This window comes from Nocardioides humi, from assembly GCF_006494775.1.
Lineage (GTDB): Bacteria > Actinomycetota > Actinomycetes > Propionibacteriales > Nocardioidaceae > Nocardioides > Nocardioides humi.
The window spans coordinates 1,503,663-1,525,217 of record NZ_CP041146.1 but is presented as its reverse complement, the minus strand read 5'-3'; the positions used below and the strand labels follow the sequence as shown (position 1 = coordinate 1,525,217).

Here is a 21,555-nt window from a genome sequence, read left to right as displayed (position 1 = left end):
ACCGGCGACCAGGGCGACCGCGGTGGCGGCGCTGAGCAGGAGTCGACGCATAGCCCAGCATCGCCCATGTTCACGGACCGTTGAGCGGACCGACGCCAGGCCGCCGTACTCGGGCCCGAATTGCTCACCCGGATGACAAGTCTCGGTCCGGGCCGGATGTCCCCCGTGTCCGGCCCCCAGTGACCGGTCAGGCGGCCGGATGGCGCAGCAGGTGTGCCTTGACGATCTTGAGGTCGTCCTCGACCGCTCCGAGCCGATGGTCGATGGAGTCGAGCCGGACGCCGAAGACCTCGGTGAGGTGGTCGTGCTTCGCATCCGACCTGTTGGCGATCGTGTCGATCCTCGCGTCGAGCCGGTCGGCGGTGGCGTCGATCTTGGCGTCGAGCCGGTCGGCGGTGGCGTCGATCTTGGCGTTGAGCTGGTCGGCGGTGGCGTCGATCTTGGCGTCGAGCTGGTCGGCGGTGGCGTCGATCTTGGCGTCGAGCCGGTCGGCGGTGGCGTCGATCTTCTGCTCCAGGCGCTTCTCGGTCGCGACCAGTTGACCGCCCAGCGTGTCGATCCGGCCGCCGAGCTCGGCCTGGCCCGTCCTCATCTCCGCGCGGAGGGCGGACACGGTGTAGCGGGTCGACGCGAGCATGAGCGCGCTGAAGACCCCGATCAGGGTCCAGATCTGCGGATCGTTCACCAGGGCCACCTCTTCAGTGTGCAACGGACGGTCCTATCGTGCCACCGGTTCAGCTGTCGGCCATCTGATGAGCGCTCGCCTGTGGATAGGGGGAACGGGGGCGCTCGCCTCAGTTGACGCGCGCGAGGTCGAAGTCGCTCTGGTCGCCCTTCGTCCACAGCGGCACGCTGGCTTTGAGCACCAGGGTCATCTGGAGCACGACGTCGGGATCACGGAGGGAGTCGCCGAGCAGCTCGTTGATCCGTTTCCAGCGGTAGCGCACGGTCTGCGGGTGGACGCCGAGGCGCGTCGCGAGGGCTCGCGCGCTCTCACGGGTCTCCGCCCAGGCCAGCAGCGTCTCGGACAGGATGGCGCGGGAGTTGGCCGGCTCGGCGAGGAGTGGCCGCAGCACCTGTTGGCACAGGTGTCGTCGCAGCGAAGACTCGGCGTGCAGCCAGAGCTGGGTCGCGTGCTCGGCGCAGTCGATCACCGGCGTCGGTGGGATGACGCCGGCTCGGACGAGGTCGAGGGCACGCTGGCACCAGCGCAGCGCAGCACCGGTCTCGACCACCGTCACGGGCCAGCTTCGCGCGATCCGCGGACCGGAGCTGGAGCGCATGATCTGCTGGACGAATGGGGCGTGCATCTCCGCCGGGCAGACCACGAGCACGTGGCCGGGGTGGGCCTGGATCAGCAGGTTCGGCGAGGGCGGTATCGCCGGCGCGTCGTGGTCGTGCCCGATGGCCAGTGCCACCACTCTCGCGGGGAGCGGCCAGCGGGCGAGCTCAGCCAGATCCCGCAATTCTCTCTCGTCGAGGCGGTGCGCGTGGCCGGGAGCAGACCGATCCGCGGTACCCCGCAGTAGCCGGAACAGGCGCACTCGGGCAGCGCCGGGGTCGCGCCCACGTGCGTCCTGGGCGAGGTCGAAACCCTCCCCCAGGAGGCGGTGCAGGTGGGCCAGGAAGTCGAAGAGCGCATCGGCCAGCTCACGGAGCGCCGCGCTGGACAGGTCATGATCGACGGCGAAGTCCGCGAGGTAGCGCCACGAGCACTGCATAGCCGCGTGCATGGCGGCATCCATCGACTCCCGGCTTCCTTCTCGCCGGCCCTGGGCGTAGCCGAGGCCGCGGAAGATCTCGTCGACCTGCTGTGCATGCTCGGGCCGCCGCGCCGCGCCGTCGAGGAAGACCTGGGCAGCGGCCCGGGCTGCCGCGATGAAGAGCCGGTGCCGTCGTGTTCCGTCGGCGGCGGCATGCTCCGGTACGGCATCTTGGACCCGGCGGACGATGCTGGCGGTGGCTCTGGTCATCTGCGGACGCAGCGCGTCCGCCATCGGTGGTGGCGACGCCCTGTGCGTCGCCCCGTGGACCGTTGACCGCCGGGATGCCCCTTCTCGCGTGTTGTCCATCTCCGGTCCCTCCCTCCGCCACGCGGCGAAGCAACGCCTTTCGGCGCGGCCCGCCGCGGCCGGTCGTCGGCCGGTCCCCCCGGGTGCGTCGCACCCATCCGCGAGTGACCAGCGTCACATGCCTCGGGGAGGTGTGGTGTGGACGCGGCATGCGGGCTGGCCAGCTGCCTCGGAAATGCTCACGCGGATGACAAAGCCTGGGCCCAAAGGCCCAGGCCGATGTGGCTCGATCCCACGGAGATGGGCCGTGGGGCGGGGCCGCGACGCGACCCCGCCCTGCCGTGGATGGTGGATCAGATCGTGACCTTCGTCTTGACCTTGCCGCCGATCACCGTGGCGGAGCCGGAGTAGGTCCACGTGGCCTTGTACTTGCCGCGCTTGATCTTCTTCAGCTTCACCTTGGCCACGCCGTTGGGCTTGACCGTGACGGTGACCGTGCGCTTCTTGACCCCCTTGCCCTTGAGTACGAGCTTCACGGTGCCGTCCGGCGAGACGCCGGCGGCGCCCACGTTGACCTTGAGCACGATCTTCTTGGCGATCGTGCCGCTCTTGCCCTTGACCTTCGTCTTGCCCGCCGTCAGCGTCGCTGCCGCCTTGGTGACGCTGACCGTGGCCACCGCCGAGGTCGACGGATCGGTGGTGGCGTCACCGGCATAGGCGGCGGTGAGCGTGTGCACTCCCACCGCCAGGTCGCCGGGGAGGGTCCAGGTGGCCTTGCCGTCGGTGAGCCCGGCCGTGGCGGCCTTGCCGTCGAGGGTGAAGGTGACCGAACCGGTCGGCGTGCCGCCGCTCTTGGCGACGGTCGCGGTGGCGGTGCGGGTGGTGCCGTACGCACCATTCGCCGGCGTCACCGTCAGCGTGGTCGTCGACGGCACGGTCTCCGGCGTGACCGGCCCGACCTCCTCGGAGGTCGACTCGATCGTCTCTCCGTTGCGGACGGCGCTCGTGCGGTAGCTGATCATCGCGTCCAGCAGGTCCTCGTCCAGCGTCAGCTCATCGCCGGTCTCGCCCGCGATCTCTTCGCCGTCGGCGAGCCACTGCCCGGTCGCCGGGCTGTCCGGCTCCAAGGAGAGCTCCGCCGAGGTGGCCGTCAGGGTCTGTCCGACCGCGGGAATTCCGGCGATCGACGGGGACGAAACCACGCGGAAGTCGGTGACCACGACCACGGCGTGGTTCTGCCCGACGGACACCGCAGCGACATGGGCGTCGTCGAGTGATGATGGGATGTCGTTGATATCGGCGTTCGGCCCCAGGCGTAGACCTCGCCGTCCTCGGTGGCCGCGATCGCGTTCCCGGAGTAGAGGGCCAGGGAGGCGATCGTCTCGCCGGTGAGCTCGAGGGGCACGGCCGACGCGCTGATTCCCCAGGTCCGGACCGAGCCGTCGTCGAGGATGACGCCGATGGCCAGTCCGCCCACGGCGAGCTTCTCGACGTGCCCCTGGACCTCGGAAGGCACCTCCAGCGCGGGGTTGTCGGCGAGGAGCCCCCACAGATGGAGTTCGCCGTCGGCGTCCAGGGCGGCCGTGACGGCCGCGGCTGCGGAGACGTCCACCAGGCCGGTCAGGCCCTCTGGTGGCGCGGGGTTTGAAGGCCCGTGTTCGGTGCCCCAGGACACCAGGGTGCCGTCGGTGGTCACGGCGTAGGCGCTCTGGTTGTTGACGCTGACGGCCTTTGCGCTCAGGCCGGTCGGAGGAGCGTCGATCCCGTTCTCGCCCCAGCCCACGACGCTGCCGTCGCGCTTGAGGGCGACTCCGCCACCGAGCCGGAGTGACACCGAGGCCACGTCGGTGAGACCGACGGGAGCGGCGTCGACCTCGACGACGCTCGGGTCTCCCCACACGAACAGGTCACCATCGGCGGTGACCGCGGCGGTGCCCTTGTTGCTGGCCGAGACGCTGATGATCTGCTTGTCGTCCAGTTCGGCGGGCACGGTGGTGGCGGTCGCGGCCAGTGCGTTGCCCCACGCCTCCACATGGCCCGAGCGTGCCTCGGGAACCGCTCCAGGGTCGGCGTGGGCGGGCATGCCGCCCAGCCCGGCGAGAATGGTGCCGGCCGTGGATGCGGCCAGCAGGGTACGGAGTCTCATGCGTGTCTCCTGATCGGGTGTCGGTCGGCTCGATCCTGCGCGTTTCCGGCGCGCGGATGGGGCCTTCGCCGGCGGAGGGCGAGCCGGACTGCCAGATGTTGTGACGGCGCTCACAACTTCTGGGGACTTTGCAGTCGCATCTCACGTCACTCGTCGCAGTCGGGGCCTTCCTCGTCGTTGCACTTGATGTTGATCAGGCCTTCGGGGGAGTCGATGTTGACGGTGAGGTTGAAGGTGACCGGGTCGTTGTTGTTGACGATGAAGAGGCAGCCGGGGTTGGTCACGTTGGTCGCGAACAGTCCGGTGCTGCCGGCGGAGAACTCCTGGAGCGGGCGCGGGGAGCCGGCTTGGGGCGTTTCGTGGAAGGTGGCCGGTGGGGTCCCGTAGATGTCCATGCTGCAGGGGAAGCCCACGGTCTGGACGTGTAGGCACGGCGCGCCGAGGGTGCCGAGGAACAGCACGCTGTCGACGTCGTCGAGCATCGCGTCGGTGACGAGGGTGCCGGGAGTGGTCCTGACTTCGGCGTCACAGTTGTTGGTGATGTTCACCGGGCTCACTTCGATGGTCGTGCAACCAGTGAGGTTCAGCTCGCTGAACCTCAGGTAGGTGGTGCCGACCGTGTGGGCGCCGGACCGGACCTCGCCCACCGGGTTGATACCGGTGCAGGTGTTGTCCAGGCTGCCAGCTGGCGGTGATGAACCCCTTGTTCACGGCGGTGATGTCGTGCCAGCCGTTGGTGGTGTGGGCGCCGACGTCGATCTGAGTCGGTGGTGGCCGCGGGTGTGAAGGTGACGATGGCGATGAGGGCTGCAGGCACGGCGAGAAGCCGGTGCAGTGGGAAAGCGCGGGTCATGGCGTCTCCTCGGAGCGACGCTGAAGGGAGGGCGAGGGCCCGGTGGGCTGTGCCCGCCGGGCCCTCAGGGTGAGGCTCTATGGCCCGGTCAGTCGTCAGCAGTCGGGGTCGGACGACTCGCTGCACTTGAAGTTGATCAGCCCGTCGGGTGAGGTCAGGTTGACGGTCAGGTTGAAGGTGACCGGGTCGCCGTTGTTGACGATGAAGAGGCAGCCGGGGTTGGTCACGTTGGTCGCGAACAGTCCGGTGCTCCCGGCGGAGAGATCCTGGACCTGGGGGGTGCCCTTGGGTGTCTCGTGGAACACGGCGGGCGTGGTCCCGTAGATGTCCATGCTGCAGGGGAAGCCCACGGTCTGGACGTGCAGGCACGGCGCGCCGACGGTGCCGAGGAACAGCACGCTGTCGACGTCGTCAACCATCGCGTCGGTGACGAGGGCGCCGGGAGTGGTCCTGACTTCGGCGTCACAGTTGTTGGTGATGTTCACCGGCGCGATCTCGATGCCGGTGCAGCCCGTGAGGCCGAGGTCGCTGAACCTCATGTAGGTGGTGCCGGCCGTGTACGGGTCGGCGGCCAGGACCCCATCGCCGTCGGCGGCGTAGCCGACCGGGTTGGCGCTGGTACAAGTGGCGTCTAGGCCGCCGAGGCTGGCGGTGATGTTGCCCTTGTTCACGCCGGTGATGTCGTGCCACGCGTTGTCGGCGACACCGCCGACCTCGATGGTGGTCGGCGTGGAGGCCGCGGTGGCCGCCGGCGCGAATGCCAGGACGGCGACGAGGGCCGCGGGCACGGCGAGAAGCCGGTGCAGTTTGCGAGTTCGGAACACGGAAATCTCTCCTTCTCATGGGGCGACGCGGGTTTGCGTCGGCATGTGATGGTGATCTCCGTGACATGGGTCCTGCAGGGGTCGGGAGGGGAAAGGTGGCGATTCACCGGCTCCTTTGTTTACCCAGTGAGCACTTGTCGAGATTTCTCCCACACCGGTCTGGGCTTTTGGCGACGCCCACTTCCGCCGAGCCTCGGTTCGCGGTAGCAGGCGGGCGCGCGCCGGACGGACTGCCTGACCGTCGCCGGTAGGTGTGGTGGTCCGGTGTTCTACTCACGGGGGTGACAACTTTCGGGTCCGTCGCCACGTCATGCTCGGCGCAGCCGTCGAAGACCCGGAAGTCTGCCTAGGGTGTGGGCCACGTCACTTCACCGAGGACTGTGGCGTGGGTGAGGAGGAAGTCGTGGCGATGCGTGGTGCGGTGGGACGACGGTCGGCGAGGCGGTTGCGGGTCGGGGGAGTCGCCGCGGTGACCGCGGCCCTGACGGTGAGCCTGGTCACCGCCGCACCCGCCGGCGCGGACCCGGCGAGCGCGGTGGGGGGGCAGAACCTGCCGGTCCCGCTGGAGCGGGCGGGCGGCTTCGTCGGCTGGGGCAGTCCGGGTGACGCGTTGACGCCGCCGGCGTCGCTGGACGGCGTCGCGCTGCGCGAGGTCGCGCTGACGGCCGAGACGGCGCTCGCGCTGACCGGGGACGGGCGGGTGGTCGTGTGGGGCGTCGACGGCCAGACCAATGTGATCCCCGCGAGTGTCGGGTCGCTGGACGTGGTGGACCTCGCTGCATCGTCGATCAACGCAGGAGTGGTGACGCGCGACGGGAGGGTCGTGGTCTGGGGGGCCTCGTCGTCGACGAAGGAGGATCCCACCGACGTGCCGGCCGGCCTGAGCGGGGTCACTCAGCTCGCGATCGCCCACACCAGCGCCTTCGCGCTGAAGGACGACGGCAGCGTCGTGGCCTGGGGCAGGCAGGGCGACCTCGGCGTGGTGACCGGCGTGCTTGAGGTGCCGGACGGGCTGCGGGCGAGCGCGATCAGCGCGGCCGACTTCAACGCCTATGCGCTGACCACCGACGGCACGGTGGCCGGCTGGGGTCGCTGGGGCGGCGGGGGCGGTGACAGCAATGCGCCGTTGCCCGCCGCGACTCAGATCCCGGGCAATGTCACCGCGGTCGCCGCGATCCAGCAGGGAGGCGTGGCGTTGCTGGCCGACGGCTCGATCACCGCCTGGGGCCTGTACGGCGCCGAGATGTATCCGGACCTGGGCGGGAAGCGCGCCGTGGCCATCGCAGGTGGACTCGCTGACGCCTACGCGGTGCTGGACGAGGACGGGGTCCTCCATTTCGGCGGCCCGGGGGCCGTGGACCCCGCCTTGGTGTCGCCGGCCGAGGTCGTGGGGGCGCCGGTGGCGCAATTCGCCGTCGGCGGAGGGCAGGTCGGAGTGATCCAGACCGAGATGCTACGTGGCAGCGCGCCGACGGTCGCCGGGACGGCGCGGGTGGGGTCGGTCCTGACCGCGACGCCGGGCACCTTCTCCGGCGAGCCCGACGAGGTGAGCAGCCGGTGGCTGGCTGACGGGCAGCCGATCGGCGATCCGGCCAGCGGGACCGCGCCGGCGTCGCTGACGCTGGGCGCCGACCTGGCCGGCAAGCGGATCAGCTACGAGTCCACCGCGACCAAGGACGGTGTGGAGCCGGTGGTATCGACCTCGGTACAGACCGCGGCGGTGAGCGTGCCGCCTCCGCCAGTCCCGGCCAAGGTCGCGTCGATGACAGCCGTGACCAAGGTGAAGATCAAGAAGGCCGCGAAGAAGGTGATGGTCAAGGGAGCCGTCAATGCCGCGGCCTCCCCCGCGGGTCAGGCTCAGGTCAGCATCGTCAAGGGCAAGAAGACCATCGTGACCGCGACCGTCCCGGTCGCCGCCGACGGCTCGTTCAAGCTGGTGGCGAAGAAGTTCGGGAAGAAGGCGATCAAGAAGACCAAGGCCAAGAACAAGGCCACCGGCTACCGCGGCAAGTACCAGGTCACAGTCACCTACGACGGCAATGGTGGTGTTTCCGCGAGCAGCGGTGCGGCGACCTTCAAGGTCAAGAAGTAGCTGGCGCGAGATGCGGATGATGATCCTGGCGGCTCGGCTGAGGGCTCGCGCGAGCAGGCGCGAGCGAACTCGGGTACGCCCACGAACCGTGGGTCTGGTCGTCGTGTTGAGCGGTGCGCTGCTGGCCTGCCCCTGGCGCAGCCAGGCGGAGCCGACGTACCCGGGCCTGCCGGAGCCCGCCTTCCAGCCGGGCGGGTTCATCGCGGTCTCCCAGGTCGGGCTCTCCGAGACCGCCAAGGCGCGTCAGTGGGTGAGCGTTCCCGCGCTGACGGCGACGGCGTGGAGTGGCACCGTCAACTCGATCCTCGATCCCGAACCAGGGGTGCGGGTCCGGCAGGGAGCCATCGGCGACGCCTTCTTCGTCTCCCCGCCCGGTGCCCCCGCCCCTACGGCTACCTGCCGCCGCTACGGGTCCGCACCGTCGGTTTCGGCCTGCTGCCGGTCGAGGCGATCGTGCAGGTCAGCCAGCGCCGTGCCGACGGCGTCCCGATCCCCATCCGTGGTCAGGTGACGGAGGACACACTCTACGGAGAGGGGGGCAAGAACATGCGCGACCCCCACGTCGATGACGCCTTCGAGGTCCGGGTCATCCGGGTACTGGTCGACGGCGTCGATGTCGGCCTCACCGGCCAGTGCCGCACCGTCCAGCCAGCGCCGGTGCACCTCACCGCGCCGAGCTACCACATTCCGTTCGAGGCGTTGAACGACGTGCGGGCCTACCTCGCCACGCTCGACCCCACCAGCTACTGGCACTCCCGGTTCGGAGGACAGCTGAGCGGCACTCTCGACCTGCCGCCGTTCACGGGCTGCACGACCAAGAACGGGGACGACCTCTCGGCCATGATGACACTGAGCGTCTCTGGGCCCGGCAATCGCGTCGTGTTCCGGACGAACGCCTGCGGCAGAGAGGAGACGGACGAGCTGGGCAGGTCCATCCCCGTGCCGACGGGCCAGTACACCCCCGACCTCTACCCACCCGGCTGCCCAGCACCGGACGCACTCCCGTATCCGGATCGACCTGGCGACTGATCGATCCTCGAACGTCAGCCTGATCCGGGAATCAAAGGTACGTGCGCGCGGCTCGACGACCAGGGAGACGCAAGAGGGACGCTGTCGGTGCGTCCGGCCGCTCGGTGGGCGTCCGGTCAGGGCGGAGAGAGTGGTTAGTCGGGGGAGCCGACGTCCATGGTGGTGTTCAACCGCCGCAGTCGCCGCGGACGTGGCCGCTGGCCTGGAGATCGTTATGGGGCTGGGATGGCTCAACAACTGGCCGACCGGCCTAGTGAGGCCAGGCCAGGAAGTGATGTCAGCGGTCCATGACGTCCTCGATCGTGGTCGCCGTGACAGCCTTGCGCAACCAGGTGCTGAGCAGGACGGTGTCGGTGGTTGCCATGATCTGCGTGCGAGTCCGCGCGGGCACCTCGAAGCCTCGCGCCTCCAGGACGGCGATCAGCGCCGTCGCCTCGCCCTCGGCGCGGCCTTGCTCGAGGCCCTGCTCGAGGCCCTGCTCGAGGCCCTGTGACAGGCCTCTCGCGACAGCCTCGGCCTCCAGGGTGCGCAGGTGATCGCTGAGGAAACGGTGCTTCACGGTCGTGGTCATGAACGTTCTCCAATCCTCGCTGACCGCTGGGGCGAGTCCGGCGGCAACGATGTCATAGTACGAAACAGACAGGTGCTCTCCCACCGCTTCGACGGCGCTGGCGAGAGCGGGAAAGGCAGTCCGGATCCCGTCGTCACCGGCGTGCGCCAATGCTGAGAGGATCGCCCGCCCCGGATCGCTGTGAGCGATGCTCGGATCCGTCACCGGGGGAAGATCCCGAGGTGTGAGGAAGTGGGGCCGAACCGTGAGGCTCCTCTGCGGGTCGGCGAACAGCCGGCGATACCGCTGCGCGATTCGCGGGTCCGTGCAGTACACGACGAGCGCGGCTCTCACGCCGAGCTCCGACTCCAGATGGGCCAGGTACAACGGCCAGGTCCGCTCCTTTCGTGGATCCCAGCGTCGCTGGACCTCCGCGATGGCCGCGAACACCGGTTGGCCCTGCGCATCGGCGTAGACCAGGATCGCGTCGGCGTGGTAGGTCCGGGGCACCAGGATCCGTGTGTCGGTGGCATGTGGGCGGGTGGTCGCGTAAGGCGGGACCATGACGCCGAACAACTCGCTCAGCAGCGAGGCGATCAACCCTGGGTCGTGTCGCATCAGGGCGATCGGGGTCTCGTGCTCGGCGGACGGTATGGGACGACGATCCCGTCTCGCGGCGATGACGTCGACCCTCATGTCGCCGGTTGTGGATAACCGCTGTCTCAGCGGGCGGTGGAGATCTCGCGTTGTCACTGGCATCACAACAATATGACCATATTCGCATGAGATCGTCTCGCCTTGTTGTGTTGATCCTATCGGCGTACCACGGTGTCGATCGTGGGTGTGAGAGGCGGCCGACGTCTCGCGCGGCGACGGCGGATGGTGTCGCTGCCGCCGCGGGTGCCGGCTCCGCCGACCGGAACTTGTCACCCCCCTGACAACAAAGTGGCTCGCCTATCGGAGGCGGGTCACCAGATATGCGCAACCGCCGATTTGTGATCGCGGCCACATCTAGGCTGCTGTGGCCGGCCCCTCGGCTCCAACAGCCCTGCCAGACACAACCCATCCCTTAGGCAACCCGCACAGCAACCCAGGAGGACTCGTGGCGGATCGATCGAAGTGACCGGGCTCAGCAAGACCTACGGTCGCCAGAACATCTGGCACGACGTCACGCTGACCCTGCCGCCCGGCGAGATCACCGCGATGATGGGTCCGTCGGGCACCGGCAAGTCGGTCTTCCTCAAGTCGCTCATCGGGCTCGTCCAGCCCGAGGAGGGCCAGGTGCTCGTCGACGGCGTCGACATGGTGTCGGTGCCGGAGTCGCACAAGCTCGAGCTGCGCAAGAAGTTCGGCATCCTCTTCCAGGACGGCGCCCTCTTCGGCTCGATGAGCGTCTACGACAACGTGGCCTTCCCGCTGCGCGAGCACACCAGGCTCAAGGAGCCGCAGGTCCGCGACGTGGTCATGGAGAAGCTGGACATGGTCGGGCTGGTGGGTCAGGAGCACAAGCTGCCAGGGGAGATCTCCGGCGGGATGAAGAAGCGGGCCGGCCTGGCCCGCTCCCTGGTCACGGACCCGGAGATCATCCTCATCGACGAGCCCGACTCCGGCCTCGATCCCGTGCGCACCTCCAACCTCGCGCAGCTGCTGATCGAGGTCAACGCGGCCACCGACGCCACCATGCTGGTGGTCACCCACAACATCGAGTTGGCCCGCACCCTGCCCGACAACATCGGCATGCTCTACCGCCGCGAGCTGGTCATGTTCGGGCCGCGCGAGGCGTTCCTGATCACCGACCACCCGGTCGTCTCCCAGTTCATGAGCGGCGACCCCGACGGTCCGATCGGGATGAGCGAGGAGACCGACCACCGGCGCTCGGAGGCCTTCGACTACTCCGGCGGCTATCCCGACGCCGGCATGTTCCACAGCGGAGCGCGCGCCATCGAGGTCGTGCCGCGCCAGCTCCAGCCACGGTCGGGAGCCGTGCGTCCCAGCGCCGAGCGCCACCGCGAGCGGGTGGCTTCGGGCCGTGCGCCGCTGTACGTCGCCGACGACGAGGAGTCCGACCAGGCCCGCCCCATCGCGCGCCCGAGCCTGCCGGTCCGCTCGCTCACGGCGACCGGAAGCCTCTTCGCCCTCGCCCTGGACACCCTGCGCAACCTGTTCCGGCGCCCGTTCCGCGCCGGTGAGACCCTCGAGCAGTTCTGGTTCGTGGTCAGTGTGTCGTGGGTGCCGGCCATTCTCATCTCGATCCCGCTCGGCGCGGTGATCGCGCTGCAGCTGGGCACCTTGACCACGCAGCTGGGAGCGCAGTCGTTCACCGGCGCGGCCAGCGTGCTGGCCATCGTGCAGCAGGCCGCGCCCATGGTCACCACCCTCGTCATCGCCGGTGCCGGAGGCGCCGCCATCTGCGCGGAGCTGGGGTCGCGGACGATCCGCGACGAGATCGCCGCCATGCGGGTGATGGGGCTCAACCCCGTGCACCGGCTGGTGGTGCCCCGGACGCTGGCCTGCGTCGGCGCCGCCGTCCTGCTCAACGGCCTCGTCTCGGTCGTCGGCGTGCTCGGCGGCTACTTCTTCAACGTGATGCTCCAGGGCGGGACCCCGGGGCCTACCTGTCCAGCTTCACCGCCCTGGCCCAGATCGCCGACCTGTGGATCGGTGAAATCAAGGCCGTGATCTTCGGGTTCATCGCCGCGGTGGTGGCCTGCTACCGCGGGCTCAACACCGCGCCCGGTCCCAAGGGCGTCGGGGACTCGGTGAACCAGTCGGTGGTGGTCACCTTCCTGCTCCTCTTCTTCGTCAACTCCGTCCTCACCGCGCTCTACCTGACGCTGGTGCCCATGAAGGGGGCCTGACATGGCCGTCGCCACTCCCCAGCCGCGGTTCTCGCCGCCGCGCCGCGTCGCCACCCGCCCGATCGACAAGGTGGCCCAGATCGGCGCCGACATGCGGTTCTACGGGGACGTGCTGCGTCACGTCCCGAACACGCTGCGGCACTACCCCGTGAGGTCCTGCGGCTGTTGTCCGAGGTCAGCTTCGGCTCGGGTGCCCTCGCGGTCATCGGCGGCACCGTCGGCGTGATGCTCGGCCTGACCCTCTCGGTCGGCCTGGTGGTCGGCATGCAGGGCTACGCCGCCCTCGACCAGATCGGCACCGCCACGCTGACCGGGTTCATCTCCGCCTACTTCAACACCCGCGAGGTCGCCCCGATGGTCGCCGCGCTGGCGCTCTCGGCGACCGTCGGATCCGGCTTCACCGCCCAGCTCGGCGCGATGCGCATCAACGAGGAGGTCGACGCGCTCACCGCGATGGCCGTCTCCAGCGTGCAGTTCCTCGTCACCACCCGGGTCATCGCCGGGTTCGTCGCGATCATCCCGCTCTACGTGATCGGTCTGCTCACGTCGTACGCCGGATCCCGGCTGGTCACCGTCTACGTCTACGGGCAGTCCGCCGGCACCTACGATCACTACTTCGAGCTGTTCCTGCCACCGATCGACATCCTGCTGTCCTTCGTCAAGGTGCTCGTCTTCGCGGTGATGATCATCTTGGTGCACTGCCGGATAGGCTTCAACGCCTCCGGCGGACCCGCCGGCGTCGGCGTCGCCGTGGGCCGCGCCGTGCGCCGCAGCCTCGTCGCGGTGGCGCTCCTCGACCTCATCCTGTCGATGGCGCTGTGGGGCGCCACCACGACGGTGAGGATCGCGGGATGAGGGGCCTCGGCAGCCCGGGCAGGGTCCGCGACCTGCTGGTGGGAGTGTGCGCCCTCGCGCTGGCCGTGGCCGGTCTGGCCGTGGCCTACCTCGCCTACCAGCGGGTGCTCGTCCCCAGCGAGACCGTCACCCTGCGCACCGACGTCGTCGGCAACGCCATGCAGAGCGGCTCCGACGTGAAGCTCAACGGCGTGCCGGTCGGTCGCGTCGAGCGGATCCGGGCCACCGAGGACGGCGCCGCCCTCTCCCTGGCTCTCGATCCCGGCGTGCTGCACCTGCTGCCGGACAACGTGGTCGCCCGGCTGCTGCCCAAGACCCTCTTCGGTGAGCGCTACGTCGCCCTGGTGGAGCCCGCCGACCCCAGCGGCAACCGGCTGCGGGCAGGGGACGTCATCCATCAGGACGACTCGGCCGAGGCCGCCGAGCTCCAGCAGGTGCTCGACGAGCTGCTGCCCGTCATGAAGGCCATCCAGCCCGACAAGCTCGCCGCGATGATGGGCGAGTTCGCCGAGATGCTCCGCGGCAACGGCGAGGAGATCGGCGACACGATGGCGCTGTGGCAGCGCTATCTGACCAAGCTCGAGCCGCTCGTGCCGCAGATGGCCGACGACCTCGTCCGGCTCGGCCGGGTCGCCGAGGAGTGGAACGTCGCCGCGCCCGACCTGCTCGACGCCCTCGCCACGATGACGACCAGCGCCGAGCTCCTGGTCGACAAGCAGACCCAGCTACGTGATGTCTACGCCAGCGTCATCGGCTCCGCCGACACCACCGCCGGCTGGGTGGGCAAGAACCACCAGACGATCACGGTGCTGTCGAAGGAGAGCCGGCGCGCGCTGCGGGCCACGGCGCCGTACGCGTCCCAGTTCCCGTGCCTGTTCCGCGCGGTGCGCGACTACATCCCGAAGATGGAGCAGGCACTGGGCAAGGGCGCCGGCGAGCCCGGCCTGCACGCCGTGCTGCAGGTCGTGCCGACCCGGAGCAGGTACCTCGCCGGCCAGGACAAGGTCACCTACACCAAGGGCACCCCCAAGCCCCGGTGCCCCTATGTCACCGGTCAGGTCGGGACGACCCCGGCGCCGCGGGTGACGCTTCCCGGTGCGGCCGAGGCCGACGCCGTGTGGCCCGCCACCAGTACGCCGAGCGACGCCGCGAGCACCGACGATCCCGAGGCCCCCGCGGCCATCGGGCCGCCGCCCGGCGCCACCGTGCAGTCCTACGAGTACGCGATGACCGGACTGGGCGAGGCCAACTCGCCCGGCGAGAACCAGTTGATCGCCGAGCTGATCGCTCCCACGCAGGGCATGGCACCCGGCGACTACCCGGCGTGGAGCAGCCTGCTCCTGGGGCCGACCCTGCGGAACACGAAGGTGGTGCTGAAATGAGTGGCGCGTCCGACCGGCACCGGCTGCGCTGGACGGCGGTGAAGAGCCTGGTGTTCACCGTGGTCACGGTGCTCGCCACGACCGTGCTCGCCCTCACCATCCGCAACAGCTCCGGCGGCGACGTCCAGGACTATGCGGCCGTCTTCACCGACGCCACCAGTGTCAGCCGCGGCGACGACGTGCGGGTCGCCGGTGTCAAGGTCGGCAGCGTCCGCGACGTGAAGATCACCCAGGGGCGACTGGCCAGGGTCAGATTCACCGTTCGCAAGGGCGTGCGCCTGCCCGAGACCACGATCGTCCAGATCCGCTTCCGCAACCTGGTCGGCCAGCGCTATCTCGCTCTGGTGCAGCCGTCGGGGGTGACGAGCAGTCCCGTGCAGCCCACGGTCAGCACAGTCAGCAAGGCCAGCACGGGCGGCGTGATCCCCGCCGGCCACACGTTCGGGGTCGACCAGACCCGACCGGCGCTGGACCTGACCCTGCTGTTCAACGGCTTCCAGCCGCTGCTGCGGATGCTGGACCCCGACGACGTCAACCGTCTCAGCGAGCAGATCGTCGCGGTGTTCCAGGGCGAGGGCGCCACCGTCGAGGGGCTCCTGAAGAGCACCGCGTCGCTCACCACCACGCTGGCCGAGAAGGACCAGGTGATCGGCGAGCTGATCAACAGCCTCAGCAGCGTGCTCACCACCGTCAACGACCGCTCCGACCAGCTCGACACCACGCTCGTGACCATGCAGCAGCTGGTCTCCGGCCTCGCCGAGGACCGGGCGGCGATCGGTGGCGCGATCACCGGCATGGGCGAGCTCACCACGAGCGTGTCCGGGCTGTTGGGTGAGACCCGCCCCGCCGTACGGAAGTCGATCCGTCACCTGGGCAAGCTCGCGAAGAACCTGGACCAGCACAGCGACGAGGTCGAGTCGTTCCTGCAGCAGCTGCCCGTGAAGTTGGACCGGATCGGTCGCCTGAGCAGCTACGGATCCTGGCTCAACACCTATCTGTGCTCGATGCAGGGGCGCATCCCCATGCCCCAGGGATACATGGGCGACCTCGGCGCGTTGCCGGTCGCGGAGAGGTGCCAGTGATGACCCGCTTCCGTCGCTCCTTCGCCGAGCGCAACCTCGTCACGATCGCGGTGGTCGGGATCCTCGTCCTCGGTGTGTCGTTCACCGCGGCGCTGAACCTCTCGTCGCTGCCGGTCGTCGGCGGTGGCGCGGTGCACCAGGCGGTGTTCGCCGAGTCCGGCGGGCTCGGCCCCGGCGACGAGGTCCGGGTCGCCGGCGTGCGTGTCGGCGAGGTCACCGCCGTCGACCTCCGTGGCCGCGAGGTCGTCGTGAGCTTCCGGGCCAAGGGCGTCACGCTCGGCGACCAGACCTCGGCGGCCGTCAAGGTCAAGACCATGCTGGGCCAGAAGTTCCTGGCGATCGACCCGCTCGGCTCCGGCAGGCTGAAGGGGCCGATCCCGCAGGCGCGCACGTCGACGCCGTACGACGTGAACGCGGCCTTCTCCGACCTGAGCACCAGCGTCGGCGAGATCGACACGGCCCAGCTGGAGCAGAGCTTCCGGGCGCTCTCCGATGCCTTCCGGGGCACCCCCGAGTCGGTCCAGCAGATGGTCGACGGACTGACCGCGCTCTCACGCACCATCTCCACCCGCGACGACGACTTGGCGGAGCTGCTGAAGGCGACCACGAAGGTCAGCGGCACCCTCGCCGAACGCAACGAGCAGATCGCCGCACTCATCAACGACGGCTCCGACCTGCTCGGCGAGCTCCAACAACGCCGCGAGGCGGTCCATGCGATGGTGGTCGGCACTGCCGACCTCGGAGCCCAGGTGCGGGGTCTGGTGCAGGACAACGAGAAGAGCCTGGCGCCCGCACTGGCCAAGATCGACAAGGTCTCGGCCATCCTCGAACGCAACCAGGCCGATCTCGACAAGGCGCTGCGCCAGCTCGGCCCCTACTACCGCGTGCTGGCCTCGGCCACCGGCAACGGACCCTGGGCCGACTCGTACCTGTGCGGCCTCTTCGACGACGACGGCAATCCGGTCCTCGAGAACGATGTCGTCCGCAACTGCCATCCCGGAGGTGTGCGATGAGCTCCTTGCCCCAGCGCCGACTCGCGATCGTCCTGGCGGTCCTCCTGGTGGTCAGCGGCGCCATCGGGCTCCGCGCGATGCTGCGTCCGGAGCCGGTGCGCTTCAGCGCGATGTTCGAGTCCACGGTCGGCCTGTACCCCGGCTCGGACGTCCAGGTGCTCGGCGTCCCGGTGGGTCGTGTCACCAAGGTGCAGCCGGCCGGTGAGAGCGTCCGGGTCTCCATGGAGCTCGATCCGGGGCGGGAGGTGGCGGCCGACACCGCGGCGGTCATCATCGCCCCCACCCTGGTCAGCGACCGATTCGTCCAACTCACCGCACCCTGGGCCGAGGGGGAGGGGATCGCCAAGCTCCGGTCGGGCACGGTCCTCGACCTCGACCGGACCGCGGTCCCGGTCGAGATCGACGACCTCTACGAGGGTCTCACGAGCGTGTCCGATGCACTCGGTCCCGACGGCGCCAACCGCGACGGCGCGCTCAGCGACCTGCTCGACGTCGCCGCGGCCAACCTCGACGGTCAGGGTGAGGGACTCAACACGATGTTCCGAGAGTTCGGCGAGGCCAGCGCCACCCTGTCCGGCCTCGACGACGACTTCTTCGCCACGATCCGCAACTTCGAGAAGCTCAACGCCATGCTGTTGGCCAACGACTCCGCCGTCTCCCGGGTCAACGAGCAGTTCGCCGACGTGGCCGGCTTCTTGGCCGACGACCGCGAGGACATGGGCCGGGCGGCGAAGAACCTGGGTGAGGCGATGGCGATCCTCGACGACTTCATCCGCGACAACCGCGCTCACCTGAAGAAGAGCGTGGACAACCTGGTTCCCACCACCAAGACGCTACGCAAGCAGCGTGACTCGCTGGAGGAGATGGTGCGTCTGGCGCCGTTGCTCATGCAGAACCTGCTGCGCCTCTACGACCCGGACAACAACGTCCTGGTCGGGCGCGGCAATCTCAACGAGGCCACCGTGTGGAGCGACACGCTGACGGCACGAACCTCCGAGAAGGCGCCGCCGACCCTGCTCGAGGGCGCCGTAAGGAGCGGGCGATGAAGGCCCGGCGAGCGCTCCGTCGCCGAGCGGCCCTGGTCGGATTCCTCGCGTTCGTGCTGTCGGGATGCGGTCTGGGGGGCGGCATCTACGACCTGCCGCTGCCCGGCGGCGCCGACGTCGGCAGCGACCCGATGACCATCACCGTGGACTTCGCCGATGTGGTCGACCTGGTGCCCCAGAGCAGCGTCAAGGTCTCCAACATCGCTGTCGGCAGGGTCTCGAGGATCGAGCTCAACCCCGACGGGCTCAGCGCACGGGTCACTCTCGTGGTTCGCAACGACCTGGACCTCCCCGCCAACACCGGCGCTCGGCTCCAGCAGTCGTCGCTGCTCGGGGAGAAGTACGTCGCGCTGGTACGACCCGGATCGACGGATGCCACCGGCGAGCTGCGCAGTGGGGCCCACATCGGCCTCGCCGCGACCAGCCAGGTGGCCGAGGTCGAGCAGGTCCTCGGCGCCGTCTCGACGGTGCTCAACGGCGGCGCGGTCGGGAGGTTCCAGGAGATCTCCCGTGAGCTGCAGAAGGTCGCCGACGGCCGGCCCGAGCAGATCCGTGACTTCCTGCGGACCACACGGGCCTTCGTGGAGGGACTCGACGCGCGCAAGGACGCGATCGCCTCGGCCCTCGACTCGCTCAGCGACCTGTCCGCGACGCTCGATGCGGACAAGGACAAGATCGCGACGGCGTTGGAGGGGCTCAGCCCCGGGATGCAGGTCCTGGTCGACCAGCGCACCCAGCTCGTCGCCATGCTCAGCTCCCTGAACAAGCTCAGCAAGGTCACCATGCGGACCCTGAACGCCTCGCAGGAGGACATGATCGAGGACTTCAAGCTGCTCGAACCGATCCTCGAGAACCTTGCGGCCGCGGGCGACGCGTTGCCGGAGTCGCTGCAGATCCTGCTCACCTATCCGTTCCCCGACGCCGTCCTGGGGGCCATCAAGGGCGACTACCTCAACGTGTTCGTGACCACGAACTACAGCTCGCTGCCGCCGGGGTGCGCCGCGATCGGGTGCCCGTGGGCACAACCGGGCTTCGATCTCACCGGCGTCTCGTCGGCGAGGTCACCGGTCATCCCGCGGATGTCGCCCGCCACGACGCCGGATCCCACGGAGTCACCGTCGTCCGAGACGCCGACCCCGTCGGCCTCGTCGACACCCTCGCCGACCCTGTTGCCGCCGACCGACTCACCGCTGCCGGGGATCCCGTCGCCGACCGTTCAAGTGCCGAAGCCCAGCGACACGGAGAGTCCGCCCGTTCCGTCCGGCTCTCCGTCGGCCACCGCTACCGCTACGGAGGACTGATGCTCAACCTCACGGCCAAGGCGAAGCTGATCACATTCATGGTGCTCGCGATGGTGACCACCACCTTCCTCGCCGCCCAGTACGTCGGCCTGGATCGCTACGTCGGCGGCTACCGGGTCACCGTCGACCTGCCCGAGGCGGGCGGTCTGTTCGACAACAGCGAGGTCACCTACCGCGGCGTCCCGGTCGGCCGGGTGGAGAGCCTGGACGCCACGCGCGGCGGCGCTCGGGCCGTCGTACGGATCAAGCCCGGGGCACCGGACATGCCGGCCGGGGTGGAGGCGCGGGTCGTGAACCGCTCCGCCATCGGCGAGCAGTACCTCGACCTGCGCGGCGGGAAGCTCGACGGTGAGCGCCTCGGTGAGGGCGACCGGATCGCCGTACGAGCATCCGGACTGCCCCCATCGCTCGACGGCCTCCTGCGCAGTAGCCGCGACTTCGTCGCGTCCGTGCCCTCCGACGCGCTGACCACCGTGATCGACGAGACCTACGACCTCACCCGTGGCAACGGGACGCACCTGGCCCGGCTCGTCGAGACGTCCGCGGAGTTCGCCCGGACGGCGGACAAGAACTTCCTGGTCTCGGCCAGTCTCATCCGCAGCTCCGGTACCGTCCTGGCCACCCAGGAGGCAGCAGCCGACAGCTTCCAGAGCTTCAGCAAGGACATGTCGCTGCTCGCCCACGCCCTGGCCGACCAGGACGACGCGTGGCGCGAGCTGATCGCGCAGACTCCGGAGGCCGCACGTGAGCTCGGGCTGCTCTTCGATGGCGTCGGGCAGCCGCTGGGCACGTTGATGAGCAACATGGTCTCCACCGCCCAGATCTTCGGGACCAACGCCGCCGGAGTGAAGGAGACGCTGATCAAGCTCCCCGAGGGGATCAGCATCACCTACGCCGTGATGACGTCGAAGGGCCTGCGGATGGGGGTCACGCCGACGTTCTTCAGCCCGATGCCCTGCGTGACGGGCTACGGTGCGACGCCGCTGAGAACCGGGCTGGACACCAGCCCCGGCCAGCCGTTCAACACCGGCGCCGGCTGCACCCTCTCGCCTTCGTCGGGCGTCAACGTCCGAGGGCCGGGCGCCGTGTCGAAGGGAGGAAGGCGATGACCGAGCCCGGCGAGAGCTCGACGATCGTCGTCACGGTCGTGTCGGACGACCCTCTTCCCCGGCGGGCCCGCTGGCGGCGCCTGCTCGGGCGCTGGACGTGGGTCGTGCTCGCCGTCAGTGTCATCGCCGTGGTGGCGGCGTACCTGTCCTGGAAGGACGCCGACGCCGACGTCGATCTGGCGAGGGCCCAGCTGCGGGATCTCGCGGTCATCGAGGGCACGGCCGCCGTGGAGACCATGAACTCGATGGACTATCGCGACGTGGAGGCCGGCCTGGAGGCATGGCGCTCGGTGACGACGGGCGTGTTGCACGACCAGCTGATGGCCGTCGCCGCGGACGAGCGCCAGCTGCTGGCGGACCAGGGCAAGATCGCCACGGCCCGCGTCGTCGAGGCCGCGCTCACCGATCTCAGCGATCGCACGGCGACCCTGATCGCGGCGGTGGAGGTGACTGTCGCCGACAAGGAGCCCGACCAGGAGCCGACCGTCAAACGGAACCGGTACAGCGCCGAGCTCGTGCTCGTCGACGGCGGCTGGAAGCTCGAGGACCTGGCTCCCGTGCCGGTGACGATCTCATGAGGTCAAGAACGGACGGGGCCGGCGTCGCTCGGGCTGCGGCGCTGGTCGTCGCTCTCGCCCTGCTCGGTGTCGCCGTGGTGCTGGGCCTGCGTGCACAGGCCTTGCGCGATGACCCGGCCCTGGCCAACCGCGCCCTGCTGGACGAGGCTGTCGCTCGCGAGGTCTCGACCGCCGTCTCCCGCAGCCTCGTCCAGGTTCTCAGCTACGACTGGTCGCAGCCCGACCTCACCCACGCCGCAGCAGACAGACTCCTCTCGGGGCAGGCGCGCGACGAGTACGACACCCTGTTCGCCAGTCTCCAGGAGCGGGCGCCCGACCAGAGGCTCACGCTGGTCACCGAGGTCCAGGTGGTCGGGATCCAGCGTCTCACCGAGGACGGTGCGACGCTGCTGATCTTCCTCGATCAGTCCAGCAGCCGGGCCGAGGACGACGAATCATCGGTCTCCGCCGCTCAACTGCGGGTCGAGGCCGAGCGGAACGGCAGATCCTGGGTGATCACGGGGTTGCACCCGCTGTGACCCCCGCAGAACCGGTGAGATCGGGGTTCCAATCCGGAAGCAAAGCCGCGAGAGGCATGCCCAGCGCCTGGCTGAGCGCCATCGCGTTGCGCAGGCTCATGTTGGCCGGAGTGCCCGGCTTCGACTGGCCCTTCTCGTACAGACCGCAGGTGTTGGATGTGATGCCGGCGCGCTCGGCGAGGCGCTCCTGGCTCAGCCCCGACCGCACCCGCGCGCGAGCGAGATTGACTCCGAGCTCGCGAACGAAGGCGTCCCAGGAGAGATCGGGATGACGGTCGGGCACGTGGCTCATCATCGTGCTCTTGCT

At 69.4% G+C, this 21,555-nt stretch carries 20 protein-coding genes and 1 pseudogene; 13 read left to right on the top strand and 8 right to left on the bottom strand.

Annotated features, from left to right (window positions below):
- Positions 1-187 precede the first annotated feature (187 nt).
- The 6 genes from FIV44_RS07475 to FIV44_RS07450 form a co-directional block, all read right to left on the bottom strand.
- The gene (locus FIV44_RS07475) at positions 188-685 is read right to left on the bottom strand and encodes a hypothetical protein (RefSeq protein ID WP_141003893.1); all 498 of its coding nucleotides are present in this window, start codon (positions 683-685) and stop codon (positions 188-190) included.
- 109 nt (positions 686-794) lie between these two features.
- Positions 795-1,997 (bottom strand): helix-turn-helix domain-containing protein, encoded by a 1,203-nt coding sequence (locus tag FIV44_RS07470; RefSeq protein WP_484213894.1) that lies wholly within the window; start codon positions 1,995-1,997, stop codon positions 795-797.
- A gap of 368 nt (positions 1,998-2,365) precedes the next feature.
- A complete protein-coding gene (locus FIV44_RS07465; RefSeq protein WP_141003891.1) occupies positions 2,366-3,139 on the bottom strand; it encodes an Ig-like domain-containing protein in 774 nt (257 codons plus the stop codon).
- A gap of 23 nt (positions 3,140-3,162) precedes the next feature.
- Positions 3,163-4,158 carry an RCC1 domain-containing protein gene (locus FIV44_RS07460; RefSeq protein WP_141003890.1) on the bottom strand — a complete coding sequence of 332 codons (996 nt, stop codon included), beginning with the start codon at positions 4,156-4,158 and terminating at the stop codon, positions 3,163-3,165.
- A gap of 146 nt (positions 4,159-4,304) precedes the next feature.
- A complete protein-coding gene (locus tag FIV44_RS07455) occupies positions 4,305-4,805 on the bottom strand; it encodes a hypothetical protein (RefSeq protein WP_141003889.1) in 501 nt (166 codons plus the stop codon).
- 301 nt (positions 4,806-5,106) lie between these two features.
- A complete protein-coding gene (locus FIV44_RS07450; RefSeq protein WP_141003888.1) occupies positions 5,107-5,835 on the bottom strand; it encodes a hypothetical protein in 729 nt (242 codons plus the stop codon).
- Positions 5,836-6,220: 385 nt separating this feature from the next.
- Here FIV44_RS07450 and FIV44_RS07445 point away from each other — a divergent pair, with 385 nt between their 5' ends.
- The 3 genes from FIV44_RS07445 (at position 6,221) to FIV44_RS07435 (ending at position 8,956) form a co-directional block, all read left to right on the top strand.
- Positions 6,221-7,927, top strand: coding sequence for an RCC1 domain-containing protein (locus tag FIV44_RS07445; protein ID WP_141003887.1), 1,707 nt, complete (start codon positions 6,221-6,223; stop codon positions 7,925-7,927).
- Positions 7,928-8,015: 88 nt separating this feature from the next.
- On the top strand, positions 8,016-8,438 hold the full coding sequence (locus FIV44_RS07440; RefSeq protein WP_141003886.1) for a hypothetical protein: 423 nt from the start codon (positions 8,016-8,018) through the stop codon (positions 8,436-8,438).
- Positions 8,435-8,956: a hypothetical protein gene (locus FIV44_RS07435; protein ID WP_141003885.1), complete on the top strand. Its 522-nt coding sequence runs from the start codon at positions 8,435-8,437 to the stop codon at positions 8,954-8,956. Before FIV44_RS07440 ends, FIV44_RS07435 begins: the two co-directional genes overlap by 4 nt.
- Positions 8,957-9,233: 277 nt before the next feature.
- Here FIV44_RS07435 and FIV44_RS30330 read toward each other — a convergent pair whose 3' ends face one another.
- Positions 9,234-10,202: a hypothetical protein gene (locus FIV44_RS30330; RefSeq protein WP_181411035.1), complete on the bottom strand. Its 969-nt coding sequence runs from the start codon at positions 10,200-10,202 to the stop codon at positions 9,234-9,236.
- A 423-nt stretch (positions 10,203-10,625) separates the two neighbouring features.
- Here FIV44_RS30330 and FIV44_RS33925 point away from each other — a divergent pair.
- The 10 genes and pseudogenes from FIV44_RS33925 (at position 10,626) to FIV44_RS07380 (ending at position 21,248) form a co-directional block, all read left to right on the top strand.
- Positions 10,626-12,364 (top strand): annotated as a pseudogene (locus FIV44_RS33925) (ABC transporter permease).
- A 165-nt stretch (positions 12,365-12,529) separates the two neighbouring features.
- The gene (locus tag FIV44_RS07420) at positions 12,530-13,219 is read left to right on the top strand and encodes an ABC transporter permease (RefSeq protein ID WP_425465158.1); all 690 of its coding nucleotides are present in this window, start codon (positions 12,530-12,532) and stop codon (positions 13,217-13,219) included.
- Entirely contained in the window at positions 13,216-14,601 is a 1,386-nt protein-coding gene (locus FIV44_RS07415) for an MCE family protein (protein ID WP_141003884.1), read from the top strand. Before FIV44_RS07420 ends, FIV44_RS07415 begins: the two co-directional genes overlap by 4 nt.
- Entirely contained in the window at positions 14,598-15,683 is a 1,086-nt protein-coding gene (locus FIV44_RS07410) for an MCE family protein (RefSeq protein ID WP_141003883.1), read from the top strand. The genes FIV44_RS07415 and FIV44_RS07410 overlap by 4 nt, the downstream gene beginning before the upstream one ends.
- A complete protein-coding gene (locus tag FIV44_RS07405; protein WP_141003882.1) occupies positions 15,683-16,696 on the top strand; it encodes an MCE family protein in 1,014 nt (337 codons plus the stop codon). Before FIV44_RS07410 ends, FIV44_RS07405 begins: the two co-directional genes overlap by 1 nt.
- Entirely contained in the window at positions 16,693-17,742 is a 1,050-nt protein-coding gene (locus FIV44_RS07400; RefSeq protein WP_141003881.1) for an MCE family protein, read from the top strand. Before FIV44_RS07405 ends, FIV44_RS07400 begins: the two co-directional genes overlap by 4 nt.
- The gene (locus tag FIV44_RS07395) at positions 17,739-19,043 is read left to right on the top strand and encodes an MCE family protein (protein WP_141003880.1); all 1,305 of its coding nucleotides are present in this window, start codon (positions 17,739-17,741) and stop codon (positions 19,041-19,043) included. The genes FIV44_RS07400 and FIV44_RS07395 overlap by 4 nt, the downstream gene beginning before the upstream one ends.
- A complete protein-coding gene (locus FIV44_RS07390) occupies positions 19,043-20,152 on the top strand; it encodes an MCE family protein (RefSeq protein WP_141003879.1) in 1,110 nt (369 codons plus the stop codon). Before FIV44_RS07395 ends, FIV44_RS07390 begins: the two co-directional genes overlap by 1 nt.
- On the top strand, positions 20,149-20,730 hold the full coding sequence (locus tag FIV44_RS07385; protein WP_141003878.1) for a nuclear transport factor 2 family protein: 582 nt from the start codon (positions 20,149-20,151) through the stop codon (positions 20,728-20,730). Before FIV44_RS07390 ends, FIV44_RS07385 begins: the two co-directional genes overlap by 4 nt.
- A complete protein-coding gene (locus tag FIV44_RS07380; protein ID WP_141003877.1) occupies positions 20,727-21,248 on the top strand; it encodes a hypothetical protein in 522 nt (173 codons plus the stop codon). The genes FIV44_RS07385 and FIV44_RS07380 overlap by 4 nt, the downstream gene beginning before the upstream one ends.
- On the opposite strand, the gene FIV44_RS07375 is transcribed toward FIV44_RS07380, so the two are convergent.
- A complete protein-coding gene (locus FIV44_RS07375) occupies positions 21,226-21,543 on the bottom strand; it encodes a helix-turn-helix transcriptional regulator (protein ID WP_246086860.1) in 318 nt (105 codons plus the stop codon). The genes FIV44_RS07380 and FIV44_RS07375 overlap by 23 nt on opposite strands.
- Positions 21,544-21,555: the final 12 nt, after the last annotated feature.